This window comes from Shewanella sp. AC91-MNA-CIBAN-0169 (assembly GCF_040310165.1).
GTDB lineage: Bacteria > Pseudomonadota > Gammaproteobacteria > Enterobacterales > Shewanellaceae > Shewanella.
In genome coordinates, this window is the sequence record NZ_JBEOPM010000001.1 from 500650 (window position 1) to 516750 (window position 16101).

The 16101-nt window shown below is 40.3% G+C and carries 14 protein-coding genes; 6 read left to right on the plus strand and 8 right to left on the minus strand.

Annotated features, from left to right (window positions below):
- Window positions 1–10: 10 nt before the first annotated feature.
- Both AAEY98_RS02130 and deoD read left to right on the plus strand, forming a co-directional pair.
- On the plus strand, window positions 11–1228 hold the full coding sequence (locus tag AAEY98_RS02130; protein ID WP_101085719.1) for a phosphopentomutase: 1218 nt from the start codon (window positions 11–13) through the stop codon (window positions 1226–1228).
- Window positions 1229–1330: 102 nt separating this feature from the next.
- The gene (deoD, locus tag AAEY98_RS02135) at window positions 1331–2041 is read left to right on the plus strand and encodes a purine-nucleoside phosphorylase (protein WP_059746461.1); all 711 of its coding nucleotides are present in this window, start codon (window positions 1331–1333) and stop codon (window positions 2039–2041) included.
- A gap of 76 nt (window positions 2042–2117) precedes the next feature.
- Here deoD and AAEY98_RS02140 read toward each other — a convergent pair whose 3' ends face one another.
- Window positions 2118–2810 carry an AhpA/YtjB family protein gene (locus tag AAEY98_RS02140; RefSeq protein WP_101085717.1) on the minus strand — a complete coding sequence of 231 codons (693 nt, stop codon included), beginning with the start codon at window positions 2808–2810 and terminating at the stop codon, window positions 2118–2120.
- Between the two features lie 162 nt (window positions 2811–2972).
- On the opposite strand from AAEY98_RS02140, the gene serB reads away from it, so the two are divergent.
- Both serB and AAEY98_RS02150 read left to right on the plus strand, forming a co-directional pair.
- Window positions 2973–3959 (plus strand): phosphoserine phosphatase SerB, encoded by a 987-nt coding sequence (gene serB, locus AAEY98_RS02145; RefSeq protein WP_351014734.1) that lies wholly within the window; start codon window positions 2973–2975, stop codon window positions 3957–3959.
- Between the two features lie 118 nt (window positions 3960–4077).
- On the plus strand, window positions 4078–4986 hold the full coding sequence (locus AAEY98_RS02150) for an alpha/beta fold hydrolase (RefSeq protein WP_192114424.1): 909 nt from the start codon (window positions 4078–4080) through the stop codon (window positions 4984–4986).
- 150 nt (window positions 4987–5136) lie between these two features.
- On the opposite strand, the gene AAEY98_RS02155 is transcribed toward AAEY98_RS02150, so the two are convergent.
- Complete coding sequence (locus AAEY98_RS02155; RefSeq protein WP_351014736.1) at window positions 5137–7521, minus strand: PilZ domain-containing protein; 2385 nt, start codon at window positions 7519–7521, stop codon at window positions 5137–5139.
- Window positions 7522–7949: 428 nt separating this feature from the next.
- Here AAEY98_RS02155 and radA point away from each other — a divergent pair, with 428 nt between their 5' ends.
- On the plus strand, window positions 7950–9329 hold the full coding sequence (gene radA / locus AAEY98_RS02160; protein WP_101085709.1) for a DNA repair protein RadA: 1380 nt from the start codon (window positions 7950–7952) through the stop codon (window positions 9327–9329).
- A gap of 86 nt (window positions 9330–9415) precedes the next feature.
- Here the strand turns inward: radA and AAEY98_RS02165 are convergent, their stop codons facing one another.
- The 4 genes from AAEY98_RS02165 to ubiU all read right to left on the minus strand — a co-directional run bounded on the left by AAEY98_RS02165 (window position 9416) and on the right by ubiU (window position 13611).
- Complete coding sequence (locus AAEY98_RS02165; protein WP_101085707.1) at window positions 9416–9781, minus strand: PilZ domain-containing protein; 366 nt, start codon at window positions 9779–9781, stop codon at window positions 9416–9418.
- Between the two features lie 157 nt (window positions 9782–9938).
- Window positions 9939–11216, minus strand: a complete 1278-nt coding sequence (locus AAEY98_RS02170; RefSeq protein ID WP_243756207.1) for a YjiH family protein — start codon at window positions 11214–11216, stop codon at window positions 9939–9941.
- A 442-nt stretch (window positions 11217–11658) separates the two neighbouring features.
- The gene (locus AAEY98_RS02175; RefSeq protein WP_350977746.1) at window positions 11659–12600 is read right to left on the minus strand and encodes a U32 family peptidase; all 942 of its coding nucleotides are present in this window, start codon (window positions 12598–12600) and stop codon (window positions 11659–11661) included.
- A 9-nt stretch (window positions 12601–12609) separates the two neighbouring features.
- Complete coding sequence (gene ubiU, locus AAEY98_RS02180) at window positions 12610–13611, minus strand: ubiquinone anaerobic biosynthesis protein UbiU (protein WP_101085701.1); 1002 nt, start codon at window positions 13609–13611, stop codon at window positions 12610–12612.
- 140 nt (window positions 13612–13751) lie between these two features.
- Here ubiU and ubiT point away from each other — a divergent pair, with 140 nt between their 5' ends.
- A complete protein-coding gene (ubiT, locus tag AAEY98_RS02185) occupies window positions 13752–14249 on the plus strand; it encodes a ubiquinone anaerobic biosynthesis accessory factor UbiT (protein ID WP_351014738.1) in 498 nt (165 codons plus the stop codon).
- 124 nt (window positions 14250–14373) lie between these two features.
- Here the strand turns inward: ubiT and AAEY98_RS02190 are convergent, their stop codons facing one another.
- Together AAEY98_RS02190 and trhP are read right to left on the minus strand one after the other, a co-directional pair.
- Window positions 14374–14625, minus strand: a complete 252-nt coding sequence (locus AAEY98_RS02190; protein WP_101085697.1) for a YfhL family 4Fe-4S dicluster ferredoxin — start codon at window positions 14623–14625, stop codon at window positions 14374–14376.
- A gap of 12 nt (window positions 14626–14637) precedes the next feature.
- Window positions 14638–16002: a prephenate-dependent tRNA uridine(34) hydroxylase TrhP gene (trhP, locus tag AAEY98_RS02195; protein WP_351014742.1), complete on the minus strand. Its 1365-nt coding sequence runs from the start codon at window positions 16000–16002 to the stop codon at window positions 14638–14640.
- Window positions 16003–16101: the final 99 nt, after the last annotated feature.

A 16101-nucleotide genomic window follows, 5' to 3' on the forward strand; every position in this document is an offset into this window, starting at 1 on the left:
GAAACAAATAATGAAACGTACTTTTATCTTAATGCTCGACTCTTTTGGTGTTGGTGCTGCTACCGACGCCGATAAGTTTGGTGACGTTGGCTCTGATACTTTTGGTCACATCGCGCAAGCCTGTGCTGACGGCAAAGCGGATATCGGCCGTCAAGGTCCATTGAAATTACCTAATCTTGCTCGCTTTGGTCTAGGCCATGCTGGTTTTGAAAGTACGGGTAAGTTTGCTGCTGGATTTGCTGATAATGTCGAACTCATCGGTGCTTATGGCCATGCTGACGAATTAAGCTCAGGCAAAGACACTCCTAGTGGTCACTGGGAAATGGCGGGTGTTCCTGTCCTTTATGAGTGGGGTTATTTTAGTGACTTAACCAACTCATTTCCTAAAGAACTTACAGATAAAATTCTTGAACGTGCTGGTTTAGATGGTTTTTTAGGTAACTGCCATGCGTCAGGTACTCAAATTCTTGAAGAGTTAGGCGAAGAGCACATGAAAACAGGCAAGCCTATTTTCTATACCTCTGCGGACTCTGTATTCCAAATAGCATGTCATGAAGAAAGTTTTGGTGTAGAAAATCTATACAACTTGTGCAAAATAGCGCGTGAAGAGTTAGAGCCTTATAACATTGGTCGCGTAATTGCTCGTCCGTTTGTTGGCACTGGCGCTGCTGATTTCGCTCGTACTGGTAACCGTCATGATTATGCGGTATTACCACCAGCGCCTACGGTATTAGATAAGCTTAAAGATGCTGGCGGTGAAGTGGTGAGTATCGGTAAAATTTCTGATATATATGCGCACAGCGGTATTACTCAACAATTTAAAGCGACTGGTCTTGAAGAGTTATTTGACGAAACCTTAGCGCAAATTAAACGTGCTGGCGATAACACGATTGTGTTTACCAATTTCGTTGATTTTGACTCTCATTATGGTCATCGCCGTGACACTGCCGGTTATGCTAAAGCACTTGAGTACTTTGATTCTCGTTTACCGGAATTATTAGCGATTTTACAACCTGAAGATTTAGTGGTTTTCACTGCTGATCATGGTTGTGATCCTACTTGGGTTGGCACCGAACATACTCGTGAACGTGTGCCGGTACTCGCTTATGGTGCAGGTTTATCTGCAGGCTCGCTAGGCCGTCGTAAGTCTTTTGCTGATATTGGCCAGTCTATTGCGAGTTATTTTGAGTTAGAACCGATGAATTATGGTGAATCTTTTATTAATTAGTCACATTTTCAAACGACGGTTCTATATAAAGTTTAATGGCTTTGCTAAACTGTAAACATGACTAAGCAATACAAAATAAAATAGAAACATAGGGGTTATAACATGGCTACACCACATATTAATGCTGTTGAAGGTGCTTTTGCTGAAACGGTACTTTTTCCAGGCGATCCATTACGTGCAAAATATATTGCTGAGACATTTTTAGAAAATGTTGAGCAAGTGACTGATGTACGTAACATGCTAGGTTTTACCGGTACCTATAAAGGTAAGCGTATTTCTGTTATGGGTTCAGGTATGGGTATCCCATCTTGTTCAATCTATGCACACGAACTTATCAAAGACTACGGTGTTAAGAACTTAATCCGTGTTGGTACTTGTGGCGCAATCAGCACTGACGTAAAAGTACGTGATGTGATTATCGGTATGGGTGCATGTACTGATTCTAAAGTGAACCGTTTACGTTTTAAAGATAACGATTTTGCTGCAATCGCAGACTACAGCTTACTAAGTGCTGTTGTTGATTCAGCGAAAGCGCACGGCACTAAAATCCGTGTAGGTAACGTTTTCTCTGCCGACCTATTTTATACTCCAGATCCTCAAATGTTTGATGTTATGGAAAAAATGGGTATTCTTGGCGTCGAAATGGAAGCCGCTGGTTTATACGGTGTAGCACATGAATTAGGCGCCAAAGCGTTATGTGTTGTAACGGTATCAGACCACATTCGTACCGGTGAGAAGACGACCTCTGATGAGCGTCAAACGACATTCAGCGACATGATCATCATGACTTTAGATGCAGCGTTAACACTGTAATTTAATCGTTAGTCATAAAAATGGGCACTCATTGAGTGCCCATTTTTTATGTTTGTCATTTCTGTCAGCAATCTCTCTAGGCAGGAGGATCTTGTTTTACATCTTCTGACTCGTCTGCTTGCGTTTCGTTTGAAGCGATCAAGGTCGATTTTTTAGGCTTTTTACGTAATTTAGCTTGGGCTTTTCGGCGGTCAAAATCGGCACGCTTAAATGAAAGTGCTCGCGATAACAGCAAACCAATAAAGCCAGCTACAATTAACATCATCTGCTGTAATTGCATGTTCTGTTCATGCAATATTTTTATTTCGTCGAAAAATATATCAAGATTTAAACGTACTTCAACGTAACCTAAATTGTTGTCGTCTTGAACAACGTTCTCAATCAGGGGGGGATATGGTTTTAATAAGCCTTTTAATATTTCAGAGTCGGCTTCTAAGTTTTCATAAGACACACTTTGGGCAAAGGCTAGCCTTACACCTTGTGAATTATAGATATTCACCGACATCACTTTAGGATCAGCAGCAAGTGCTGATGCTAACCATTGCAGTTGCTCATCATTTTGTAAAAACATTGCTGGAGCCGCACCATTAGCGGCTTGCTGTGCTAATAGCCTTGCCATCACTTTGGTTTGTGAATTTAATAATTTTTGACCATTACGTAAACTTGATTGCCACAAGTACATTAGGCCGAAGATCAGTGCTATTGCCACAATGATTTGCACAATTCTGCTAATTTTTTGCCTTTTCTTAAGACCTTTAACAAAAATCACTTTAATCCTCAGTGTTTTTTCTATTTAATTGGAGGCTGTTTTAGGGAGTTCTTTTACCGAGCAACCATTCTGTGCTAACCCAATTACAGAGAATTATCAAAAAGCTATACTAATCGAAAAATTTGTCAGTAGATAGTCGTAACATACTAAGAGGCCGTATTGATGCTTGAACAACGTGATAATGTTTTACTAAATTTTTTATTTTCAGATACTTGTGAGACATATCAACATTTAGGCTGTGTGTTATATCGTTATCAAGAGTCAGATTATTTACGTAACTTACAATCTCACTTACCGTATCGTTGTCGAGTTATTTTTAGTGCGCAATGCTCAACAGAGATAGAAGCCTGGTTATCTTCAATATCAAGTGATACTCATATCGCAAGGCTTGACAGGCAAAACGATTTATTTGGTTTTGAACTGTCGGCTCAAACTGCTAATGACGGGTGGGTTGCGTCATTTCCTCAAAATATACCCGCCGAAATTGTACTCATTCAACAGCCATTAGCACGGTTAAACCAACCCGGTTTATTAGTGATGGATATGGATTCTACTGCCATTCAAATTGAATGTATCGACGAACTCGCCGTTATGGCTGGCGTGGGTGAGGAGGTAGCAGCAGTTACGGCAAGTGCTATGCGTGGTGAATTGGATTTTGAACAGTCTTTAAGACAACGAGTCAGTAAACTTGCTGGTGCTGATGCCTCTATTATTCAGCAGTTGTGCGATACCTTGCCTTTAATGCCTGGTCTTGAAGTGATGTTAGCCGAGTTAAAAACGCATCAATGGAAACTGGTTGTCGCTTCTGGTGGATTCACACCATTTGTGGGCCATTTAAAAACATTACTTAATCTTGATGCGGCGTTTGCCAATGAGCTGGTTATTGTTGATGGTAAGCTAAGTGGCGAAGTGACAGGTGAAGTAGTAGATGCTCAATACAAAGCTAATGTGATTAGTCAATGTGCTGAACAGTGGGGCATTCCATCAGGTCAGCGAGTGGCTATTGGTGACGGCGCTAATGATATTCCGATGATCCAAGCTGCAGATTTAGGTGTGGCATTTCATGCTAAACCTAAATTAATTGCTGCTGCTGATGCATCGATACTAAATGTCGATTTACGAGCATTAGTGTTTTGCCTACAACTATAACGTTTTGATGTTTACCTTTATGAACAAGGCTAAATATAGAATTATTACTCTATTCTAGTTGTATTTCATGGTAGTAATGTTAGTTTTATATTTATAATCACTAACATAACTGCCTATTTTGACTATCGATATCCTCCAAGATTCACTTTTTATACCATACAGAGATGGTCAATTGCACCTTCGGCATATTCGTCCTTCATTGCCGACAGCCCTAGGTATTCCTATTTTGATGTTGCATGGGGCTATGTCTAATGGAAGAGTGTTTTATAGCAGTTCTGGCCGTGGTTTAGGCTGTTTTTTAGCTAACGCTGGTTTTGATGTTTATGTGATGGATACCGCAGGACGAGGCTTAAGCGAGCCTAAAATTCACCGTGACTTTACGTTGGGACAAGGAGAAGTCATCCGTGAACAATTGCCACTAGTGCAGCAGTTTATTCTACAGCGTCACCCTTTGGTTAATAAAGTACATTGGTGTGCCCATTCATGGGGTGGGGTGTTAATGGCCAGTAGTTTGGCTCGTTATAGTCATTTACAGTCTAGTGTTGCATCGTTACTAACCTTTGGTTCCAAACGTACTATCAAAGTGAAGTCATTTAAAAAATGGCTTATGGTCGATTTTTTCTGGAATCGTTTTGCGCCTTTTTATATTGGCAGACAAGGCTACTTTGATGCCTGTCGACTCCGTGTTGGTATGGATAATGAGAGCAGTGCATCATTATTACAAACGATTGATTGGGTGCGAGGTGATTGGGTTGATCATGATGATAATTTTCACTATGCAGAAGCCGCAACTAAAGCGGTATGGCCACCGGCATGGTTTATCGCTGGTAAAAATGATCACGTATTAGGCAATCCGTCAGATGTACGCGATATGATTGATGAATGTGGTTTTAGCCAGGTTAAGTACACTTTACTCGCCAAAGAAAAGGGCAATTTATTGGATTATAATCATGCTGGTATGTTGACTGAACGACAAGCCGAGCAAGATCACTTTGTACAAATTAAACAGTGGTATTTATCAATGTGAGCCAAGTTAGCTGTATGGGAATAGTAAGTGGTTATTAACCTATTCTCTGGTTATTTAATCTTTGACTAGCAAAAAATGCAGATTTGAACTAAATCCTTCTTATCGATTTATGCCATAGCTTATTACGAGTAGCGGTTTCTGAAAGATTGCTTAGGCTAGTATCATTAAGCTTGGAAAACGGATTTCAACTTCAGTAGTAATATCTAATAGCTCACCCGAACCGATAACTCTCCATAATTGTTCTTCTAATTGCTTTGCACGGTGATTAGCATGAATGTGGATATATTCTAGCTCGCGTCGAATATAACTCATATCGGGCTTTTCAGTTGCTCCTATATACACCCTTAACGCCATGAAGCGACCCACTTTTTTACTTTGGGTAATAAATTGAATTTGTTGTTCTCTATTACCCAGTTCTGATTTAAGTTTACATTGGATCTGCACTGCACCTCTAGGGTGGCGGGTGAGTTGCATAAACACTTCAAAAAAGGCCATATCATGAGTGGGTTTCATTAACTTGATAGGGTCTATGATGTGTTGTTTTAATACATTGTTGTCTAGTAGTGGCTTTAAATTGTATTGCAGTACCTTATCGCTGTCTTGAGCAAATAAATGGCTTATTTCATCAGTCGTGGTACCAATACCTATGTAAGCCATTTGTGCCGCTTTTACTGTTTTTTCGATAAAATATGGCACTCCTGGCAATTGGCGCATCACGAGATTTTTCATACCATCAGCCAGTTCTTTTTTCTGGCCTTCATTGTCTGATAATTGCTCGAGTTTTTGTTTATTGTGAGCAATTAATTTACTTAAAAACTCAACGCCTTCATGCGGGGAGTGGCCAATGATGGCACTCAAATGCAAAGTTGCACCATTCATCCGGCTGCGAATTAGCTGATAAGGTAAATTCGATAAATTAGTTTTTCCAGCAGCGGCTTGCAGGCGTGGAAATGATAATGTAACCGGACCCGGTTCGTTGAAATTAGCTGATTTATCTAGAGTCAGTTGTAAACCTCGACTCGAAATATCATGAGTAATACCAGTGGCCTGTTTATCACCTTGTTGAATTGTGACTAAGGTTTTAAAGACGAATCGAGCCTCATGGCGCCGCTCACTAAATGGCATTGATACTTTTTTGATGCTGTGTTGTTTTATTTTTGCTTGAGAGAAAATCTTTAAGCCATTCACATCAGATTGATCAAACCAGCATTGATAGTCTTTACGAGCTTCCTCGTTGGTTAAATCAATAAGTTGTAAAGTATGACTAAATTGAGCTAATTGTTGCTCAGTGAGGGCCGCATAACGAGCATCATCCCCCGGTAAGGTAGATGTTTTATAGTTTTTGCTATGATCAATAGGCTGCATTACAATTTTAAATACGCGCCAGCTGGTTTTTGTCGATGCAAAACCTAAAAAGAGATGCATATTTTTGGTTGCTTTAAGCTCTGCTAAGGTAGCAGAATAAAAATGTAATTTACCATTAGCATTGTGTGTAAAACTGAATAAATAACAATGTTCATTATTTTCGGAGCTTTTGATCATTTGGCTTAAGCGTCGGATATTAATAAAGCTCGGTAGCTGACTTATTTCATTTTCATCTTGAAAATAATGTTGGATTGGTTGGTTACCTCTACCCAGTAATTCGTAGGCTATGATTGGTTTACCATCGACAATCGAAACAAATAAAGGAAGATGCGTTAATAGTGGTAAGTAATGACGTTCATAACCTAATCCGGTAGCAGTAACGATGACGTCGTTGACATCAACTTTATAACGGAATTTATAACTGCGTATAAGCTGCGATAGTACGCCGTCTAATGCTTCTCCACTACCCAGTCTTTTCAATCTAAAAATAGCACTATCATCTTTGTTTTGAATATCCACTATTTGATATTCAACACCATGCTTTAGATCATCTAGATAAAATTCATCGCTGAGTTCAAGTAGTTTTACTCGCAAAGGTTTATCTTGGTCTAAATGATGCTTTAATGGCAACTTAATGCGAGCGCCGCCGACAGATAAATCTAGCGTTGCGCCATTGACTTCGGTTATGCCTTGCTGAGAAACCATAATTCGAATGCTATAATTCATTCGTTCTTCACAGCGATTAAAGTAGCTGCCAAGTACAACACCAGGCACTAAAAATGGATTTTCCTCGTCGACAACCTCAATTGAAACATTTTCTCTGAGTTTCAGGCGTCGCAGTTTATGCGCTTTTATAACGTGCTCGTATACACCTAAGGTATATTTGTTGCGGTATAACGGTAGTGCTTGTAGCAGTGCTTCTTTAGCGGGTTCGTCTAGAAAATATCTTTGGTTAGCGATGACAACTTCTTCACATGGCAGTTCCGTTTTATCTCGTAAATCTATAATTCGTGTACATAAAGATGAGATACGGTTTAGCTCCATTTTCAATAGAAAACGGGTTGAATTAGATTCGTCAACGGTTAACTGTTCAAATACGTCCTGAAAATCAGGTTCCATGATCAGTGGTTTTAGTTGTTCGATTAATGCCCTGTGGTTATCTAAACTCATTATTTTATCGTTTTAAATGCTTATTGTGAGCCTGGCTGATAATTTTATCGGCAAGAAATTGCTGATCTTTATAGTAATATACATTTCAATGTTGTTCGATAGGTATGCACAAATGATATCGTTGTTAATTACTCTGAAACGAAGACTAACATAGCGTATTAATGGTAATGCTGTATTGATGTAACGTTTGTTTATTGATTTTTACAGTTTGTTTACATGAGTGTGGACAATATTTTAATCATTGGCAAGACTCTGACTAAAGATCGTTGTTATTATTATACTTATGAGTTGCCTAAACCATCATATTTGATTCGTTCGATGTGAGGTTTAGGCAGTAAAGAAATTTCTAACAATGATGCTTTATTGATTCTTAGACTGAGTGACATGGGTCATAAAAGTACTAATTGATTTGCAACCTAGGAACTAACATGGCGAAAGCTCCAAAAATGGCATTTGTTTGTGACGATTGTGGCCTGGATTATCCGCGTTGGCAGGGACAGTGTCGTTGTGGTGCGTGGAATTCTTTGGTGGAAATGAAACTGTCGGCCTCAAAGAGTTCAACTTCACGTTCATCGGTATTGGGATACGCTGGTGCTGTGGGGGGGGGCTCTAAAAAACTCAGTGAAGTTGAATCACAAGATGCCGAAAAAAGACTGACTGAAATCGGTGAATTAGATAGAGTGCTCAGTGGTGGTTTAACGACGGGATCGGTGAATATTATTTCCGGTGACCCAGGAGCTGGTAAAACAACATTACTGTCTGATTTGGTTGCTCGGATGTCACAATCTATGGCTTCACTGTACTGTACTGCAGAAGAATCATTATCTCAGTTCAAAAACCGTGTTAATCGTTTAAAGCTTAATTATAACGAAGATAACTTGTTTCTGCTGTCTGAAACCAGTGTAGAAGCCATTATTGAAGAATTAGAAGCCAAGCAAATCAAGTTTGCTGTCATTGACTCTATTCAAGCGGTTGTCACCGATGCGGCCAATGGCAGTCCGGGGTCGCCTTCACAAGTTAAAACGGCGGCTCAAGCATTTACTCAATATTGTAAAAAAAATAATGTCACCATGTTCATTATTGCTCACGTAAATAAAAATAACGAAATAGCAGGCCCGCAAACCTTGGTTCATATCGTAGATTCATTGCTACATATCGACACCAACGACGGGCAAATTCGTACCTTGCGCGCCAATAAAAACCGTTTTGGTGATGTTGATACCGTGGGGATATTCCGCATGAGTGAACGCGGTATGATCAGTGTTGATAACCCAAGTGAAATATTTTTATCGGGTTCAACCACCGAATCGCCGGGCTCGACCATCACTTGTATTCGTAAAGGTAACCGTAATTTACTATTGGAAATACAATGTTTAACCACCGAGACTGAATCTGAGTTTCCACAACGAGTGTGTGTGGGCTTAAACATGAATCGGATTAAAATGTTAACCGGTATTTTACGTAAGCATACTAAAACCAAAATTTTTCATGATACATTTTTTAATATAGTAGGCGGTTTAAAAATTGATGAGTCAGAAACCTGCATCGATCTAGCGCTTGTTACGGCATTACTGAGCAGTTTAAACGACTTTGTCGTGCCTAGAACCACTTGTATTATGGGCGAGTTGAGTTTGAATGGCGATGTCCGCCCAATTGATAGTGGTGTGCCGAGAGTAAAAGAAGCTGCGCAGCATGGTTTTACTGAGATTTTTATCCCATTTCGTAATTATCACAAAACCATGGAAGGGCTTGGGGCAAAAATTATTCCAGTGAAAACTATCCATGAGCTGCTTGAGTTAATTAATTAACCCTCGGTTGCTAAAAGCAAAACTTGAGCATAAAAAAGGTAAGTCATTGACTTACCTTTTTTGCATTTTACGGTATATCTGAAAGCTTAAGGCGCTGGAGTGATTAACGACGTAAGCTCACGATCTAATAACTCAGCATCGCCTATGTTGAGTTCAATAATTCGGCGCAGGTGGGTAATGCTGTCAACGTCAATGTGAGTACACTTTAAGCCCAGGTGTTCTGGGGTTTTATGGACAATTGCCGCTTCCATTTTGAGTTCAATATCAGAGTCGGGTAACACAAACTCTAAGGTTAAAATGCTATTGAGTTGACCTGTATACCCAGATGGTAATTCTACTAATGCACCGTTAAGACTTAAATCTAAAATTTTAGTGCGCCAAGTTTGTTCTGTTTGCGCGAGATGAGCACTGGCTGCAAAAAAAATACGAGAAAATTTACGTCTGTCGTCCATAGTTTGCCCTTAGTAATCAATATCGCAAAGACACATAGTCAGTGTTTATTGTTTAAGCATACTCGATTTATCTCGATTACGCTGAGAATATTTAGTTTAAAAAAGGAGCGCATTGCGCTCCCTGGTTATTTTGAGTGGTTATATATACTGACTTCAACTAAATGAGTAAATGACCCATTAATGCAATAATCGGTAGTGTTACTAAGGTTCGTAGAATAAAGATAACGAATAGCTCAAAAAAGTTAACCGGTATTTTACTACCAATTAAAAGAGCACCTACCTCGCTCATATAAATAAGCTGAGTAACCGATAAAGCAGCAATAACAAAACGGGTCAAATCTGATTCTATAGAGCTGGCCAAAATGGATGGGATAAACATATCGGCAAACCCTACCACAATCGTTTTCGAGGCTTCGGTAGCTTCGGGAATATGCAGCAGTTCTAACAGCGGAATAAATGGCATACCTAAGTAATTAAAAATAGGCGTATGCTCAGCCAACACTAATGCGACGGTACCAATAGCCATAACAACAGGGATAACCCCGAATATCATATCGACAACGTTTTTAATCCCTTCCGTTAGCACATGCTTAATGCCACCTGCAGAAGATGCGCGTTGCATTGCTTGATCAAATCCCCACGAAAATACACCATGATTGGCTGGGATCGTTTCGTCATCTTCATGGCGAGGGGTATTATCAATATACAGATCTTTCTTCCATGATAGCGGCGGTAATTTAGGGACTATTATTGCAGCAACAAAACCAGCTAAGCACACTGTCAGATAGAACGGCACAAACAAGTGCTCAAGTTTGACCTGTGATATCACCACTAAGCTAAAGGTTATCGATACGGCAGAAAAGGTTGTACCAATAACAGCAGCTTCGCGTGCAGTATAGAAACGGGTTTCGTATTGTTTAGTGGTCATTAAAATGCCCACACTGCCATCACCTAACCAAGATGCCATGCAGTCAATAGCACTGCGACCAGGTAAATTGAATATTGGGCGCATTACTTTGGTTAATAATGTGCCAAAAAACTCCAATAAACCAAAATTGAGCAATAGCGGTAATAACATGCCAGCAAAAATAAATACTGAAAATAGTACAGGTACTAAATCATTCAGAACTAAGCCACCGGTTGCAGATGAAATAATCGCTTCGGGGCCCACTTGCAAATAAACCATGACGATAAAAATTGCGCCTAGAATGCGCACAGCTAACCAAAATAAATTCACTTTCAGTAAAGTGCGTAAAAAAGTACTTTTACGCACGAATTTAGGATTAATGAGCTGTGTCAGTAACGAGGCCAATGCCATTAATACTACAATGCAGGTAACAATAAGCTGAATCGAACTGCCCATTTGGCTTTGCAACGCTTTTGAGATGATTGCAATCGGAATGGTAATCGAACCTTCGACATTGATAGGCGTCATAAACAGTAACAAGCCAATCAGTGACGGAATAATAAAGGTGAGAATTGTTTTAATGTTATGTTTTTTATGTGTCACGTTAAATACACCTTACTTATGTGTTCTAAGTTGGCCAGCTGTGCTACCCAACTGTTTATTATGGACCAAAATTGAATGTCCATTCAGTTGTTTTTTTGGGTAGGCAAGGTTACCCCCTTATTTGCTGTATGTAAAATGATAACTTAATCGAATAGATATTAGTTAAATGTGAGTAGATATTTACTTTAAGAAATTGTCGGGGTATATGGTTAAAATCTAATTTAATCAGCCTGTTGAAACTTTGTTGCGGGTGTGTGTTATCTTTGGATCTAGCACTTTTTTATGTTTTGTATGCCATTAATAAACATGGATATGATGACGGTTCATGACCACTTTTATTAATGGCTATCAAGTAGCGTTTATAAGGTTAACGCGCTGGAGTATTGGGCTCAAGGGAATAGTCCATGCCCGGTAACCCTAACCAATAGCCATTGCAATGATGATTGATAATCGATGCCTGTTTATTGTCGTTAAACTGTTTATTAATTAGCGATTTACTATTAAGCGGCTCTTCTGTTATTTGCGCTAATACATGAGCAAGTTCTGAACCCATCGTTATATCGGCTAATTTATTGGGGGATATACGCCAATAATCAATCCCCATGTCTATCATTTGTGGAATTTGGTTAATCAGGTTTACCTGCGCCGCAGATTGAGTTTGAATGCCATTTAAGCGGAGTAACGGTTGTGACTCTTGAGTTTGAGCCAGTAAGCCTTTGCTATGGCGTTGGCAAATAGTTTGACACTTATCTTTTGGCAATTGGTAATGTTTGGCGGTAAAACAGCGTGCAGAATGTGCCAAGGGTAAATAGCCGTGACCGAGCACCTCTATTTCAAAAGCGGGTTTATCGCCTTGATTAATGACGGTGTTTAACCACTGCTGTGATAATTCACAAGGCATGACAAAACGATACATCCCTTTTTGGTGCAATAAATCAAGACTGGTCCGATTGTAATTATTGATTGTTGGCCCACACACAAAGGGGACTTTCGCTTGGTGCGCATAATGTACTGCAGCCATATCATTCGCTTCGATACTAAAATCACCATTATCAATAGCTCGTTTCAGTTCATTAAGCTCAGATTGCGCTTCTATCAAAGCCATGGTTGATAACACCACATGTTTGCCATGAGACTTAAGCATATTGGCGAGATCTAGGTAGTCGTTAAACTTCAGTTCACGGCGGCGGCTACATACGGTTTCACCTAAATAAACGCTATCGATGTTACTCAATGCTACTTGCTGATAAAAGTGCTCAACGTCAGATTTTGACCAGCAGTAACTAATTGGAGCGAGAGATATTTTCATTGTAAAACCTTATTGCCATTGACGCTCATAAGCGCCCAATGTAGTGATTTGTCCTTCGGATACTTTTGCTAACGCTTGCGACCATTGTGGTTGCTCGCAAAAAGACTCGGGGTTGGCTAAATAAGTGTCGATAGCGCTACGCCAAACGTGGGTGACTTGGCTGACGTAAGCAGGGCTTCGCTGACGTCCTTCTATTTTAAGTGATTTAATTCCCGCTTGGGCGAGCTCGGGTAACAAGCTTAAGGTGTTTAAACTGGTAGGTGACTCCAGTAAATACTTTGCATCATGATCGTACTCAGCAACATAACGGCCTTTACAGACCACTGGATAACCCAGTTGTTGGTTAGCATCAGCTTTATCGATTAATACATTATTGAGTCGGGTCAATTTATCGCTGCCAGAATCTTGCCAGCGCACATGATTAGCCGGGGAACATGAGCCGCCGGTATTAGGTGATTGTCCTGTTACATATGATGATAAATGGCAGCGTCCTTCAGCCATGATGCATAAACTACCAAAAGCAAATACTTCAAGCTCAACAGGGCTCACTTTAGCTAAATCTCTAACCTGTTTAATCGACAACACTCGTGGCAATACTGCTCGTTCGATATTAAAAGCTTGTTGATAAAATGACAGAGCCCCTAAGTTTGTGGCGCTGGCTTGTACCGATAAATGTAGCGGAAGGTGCGGATAATGCTGGTGGGCATAATCGAGTAATGATAAGTCAGCTACGATGAGGGCATCCATTTCTAATTGTGCGGCTAAATCGACGGCCTGATACCAGCGCTGTTCTTCGCCGGGTTTCGGAAAAGTGTTTAGGGTTAAAAATACCTTTCGCCCTTGGCTTTGGGCCAGTTTTGTCGCTTGTGCCAGTTGTACTGCAGAAAAGTTTAGACCTGCAAACGAGCGCGCATTAGTGTCATCTTTTAGTCCGAGGTAAACCGCATCAGCGCCAGCGTTCAGAGCGGCTTTGAGCGACGCTAAATTACCTGCAGGGCATAAGAGTTCCATGTTGGTGTTCTCATTTTTTTCAAAGAACAGGAGTGTAAATGTGATTGAGTTAACATGATTTGATTTAAAACAGGTTTCGTTAGATAAATTGCCAGTAAACTGACTTGATTATTGGTTCAATTTACAAGTAGGTACTCTCGATGGCTCAAGCATTTACACAACAATTATCGGCGCACTTGTTACATTTTGCGCCTCAAGTAAGCCGTCGCTCGCTAAACTTGATGCCTGAAGCGTTAAAAATAATCGTCATTAATAAGCTGCTTAATTTAGTGTTAGCGGAACAATTGAAGGCAGATGAACTCCATTTTCTCAAACAAAAGTGGGTAGGCATTTGTGTTGATGATATTGGTTTGCGTTTTGAGGTGGGTGTCGAACAACAACTACGAGTGCGTGCTTTTACTCAGCCTGATGTGACATTAAGTGCCAATGTGCCTGAGTTAATTTTGGTTGCAGCAGGCAAAGAAGATCCCGACACGCTATTTTTTCAGCGTAAATTACGTATAGAAGGGGATACAGAGTTGGGGTTAGAGGTTAAAAATTTATTGTTGTCTATAGAGTTAGATAACTTACCCAAACCCGCTCGGAACGGCATTGAGCAACTGGCAAAAGTATTACAAACATTAACAGCCAGTGAATAGTGATGGTGTTATTTGACTATAAAAATCGGCGCATTAAGCGCCGTTTTTGCAGATACTAGATACTAGATACTAGATACTAGATACTAGGCACTATATATTAGCTCTTAGTTGCTCAATCCTGAGGTTACACATTGCCCGTGAGAGCAGCGTATTTTAGTAATAGCGCATCATGTGACTCGACATGTTTTGGGTCGGGATCGATACAATCTATAGGACAAACAGACACGCAAGTTGGCTTGTCGTAATGACCGACACATTCGGTGCACAACGCGGGATCGATTTCATACACCTCTTCACCCATAGTAATGGCCTCATTAGGACATTCGGGTTCGCACATATCACAATTGATACAGCTATCGTCGATGATTAGTGCCATAAAAACCTTAATTTAAGCTGGTTGATGAGGGTTTCGTGTATCCATTCCCTCAGGTAAATTTCGCATTAACATGGCTTTGTCGATATTAATATCTGCCGGAAGCGCTAGAAACACAAAATGGCCTGAGCCTAAAGCAGAGTCAATCGATTCGCCTTTGCGATTAATTAACGATTCAATAGTGATAACAAAATTACCTTCAGTTGTCATTATTTCAACACTGTCGCCAACTGAAAATTTATTTTTAACATCAATTTCAGCCAAACCCTCAGTATTTCGTTTACCGGTAAACTCACCAACAAATTGCTGGCTATCACTCACAGAATGGCCATATTGATAGTTTTGATATTCGTCATGAACGTGACGACGTAAAAACCCTTCGGTATAGCCACGATGCGCCAAACCTTCAAGGTTGTTCATTAATGTGCGATCAAAGTCTTTGCCTGTAGCGGCATCTTCAATTGCTTGGCGATATAATTGTGCGGTGCGCGCGACATAGTAAAAAGATTTGGTACGACCTTCAATTTTTAATGAATCAATCCCCATTCTGGTTAAACGATCCACATGTTGAATAGCCCGTAAATCTTTTGAGTTCATAATGTAGGTGCCATGTTCATCTTCAAACGCAGGCATATACTCGCCAGGACGACCAGCTTCTTGCAGTAGCACTATGTCGCTACTAGGTTGGCCCGAACCTAATGTAGGGCTCTCAAACTGTACGGTTGGAGCCACAGGGATGATATCGCCAGTCTCTGTTTGCTGTGCTGGGTGTACATCGTATTTCCAACGGCATGAGTTGGTACAGGTTCCTTGATTAGGATCGCGTTTATTCATGTAACCAGAGAGCAAGCAACGGCCAGAGTACGCCATGCAAAGTGCGCCATGCACAAACACTTCTAATTCAATATCTGGACAACGTTGGCGAATTTCTTCAATTTCATCCAATGATAATTCACGCGATAAAATGACTCGCTTGATGCCTTGTTGTTGCCAGAATTTAACCGATGCCCAGTTAATCGCATTTGCTTGAACCGATAAGTGAACCACTTGTTCAGGAAACGCTTCGCGGACCATCATGATAAGCCCAGGGTCAGACATGATCACCGCATCAGGTTTCATCGCGATCACCGGTTGCATGTCTTTAATATAGGTTTTTAGCTTGGCATTATGTGGGGCAATATTACTCACCACATACAATTTTTTACCGAGGGCGTGAGCCTCTTCAATACCGCTGGCAAGTGTCTCCATTTTGAAATCATTATTTCTAACTCGTAAGCTATAACGAGGTTGGCCTGCGTAAACAGCATCAGCACCATAAGCAAAGGCGTAACGCATATTTTTAAGCGTACCAGCAGGAGATAATAATTCAGGTTTAAACATGTTTTTTGACCTAATTGAACATTGTGTGATGAAAGGGTCGAAGCTTACTTAAGGATATTAGCGAGGACAAATATAGCCTTGGTATTTGTGAGGTTGGTT

What these genes read in the sequence shown, in the direction of transcription:
- AAEY98_RS02130 (WP_101085719.1), top strand. Translation starts at nt 11, where the DNA reads ATGAAACGTACTTTTATCTTAATGCTCGACTCTTTTGGTGTTGGTGCT.
- deoD (WP_059746461.1), top strand. Translation starts at nt 1,331, where the DNA reads ATGGCTACACCACATATTAATGCTGTTGAAGGTGCTTTTGCTGAAACG.
- serB (WP_351014734.1), top strand. Translation starts at nt 2,973, where the DNA reads ATGCTTGAACAACGTGATAATGTTTTACTAAATTTTTTATTTTCAGAT.
- AAEY98_RS02155 (WP_351014736.1), bottom strand. Translation starts at nt 7,521, where the DNA reads ATGAGTTTAGATAACCACAGGGCATTAATCGAACAACTAAAACCACTG.
- radA (WP_101085709.1), top strand. Translation starts at nt 7,950, where the DNA reads ATGGCGAAAGCTCCAAAAATGGCATTTGTTTGTGACGATTGTGGCCTG.
- AAEY98_RS02165 (WP_101085707.1), bottom strand. Translation starts at nt 9,781, where the DNA reads ATGGACGACAGACGTAAATTTTCTCGTATTTTTTTTGCAGCCAGTGCT.
- AAEY98_RS02170 (WP_243756207.1), bottom strand. Translation starts at nt 11,216, where the DNA reads ATGACGCCTATCAATGTCGAAGGTTCGATTACCATTCCGATTGCAATC.
- AAEY98_RS02175 (WP_350977746.1), bottom strand. Translation starts at nt 12,600, where the DNA reads ATGAAAATATCTCTCGCTCCAATTAGTTACTGCTGGTCAAAATCTGAC.
- ubiU (WP_101085701.1), bottom strand. Translation starts at nt 13,611, where the DNA reads ATGGAACTCTTATGCCCTGCAGGTAATTTAGCGTCGCTCAAAGCCGCT.
- ubiT (WP_351014738.1), top strand. Translation starts at nt 13,752, where the DNA reads ATGGCTCAAGCATTTACACAACAATTATCGGCGCACTTGTTACATTTT.
- AAEY98_RS02190 (WP_101085697.1), bottom strand. Translation starts at nt 14,625, where the DNA reads ATGGCACTAATCATCGACGATAGCTGTATCAATTGTGATATGTGCGAA.
- trhP (WP_351014742.1), bottom strand. Translation starts at nt 16,002, where the DNA reads ATGTTTAAACCTGAATTATTATCTCCTGCTGGTACGCTTAAAAATATG.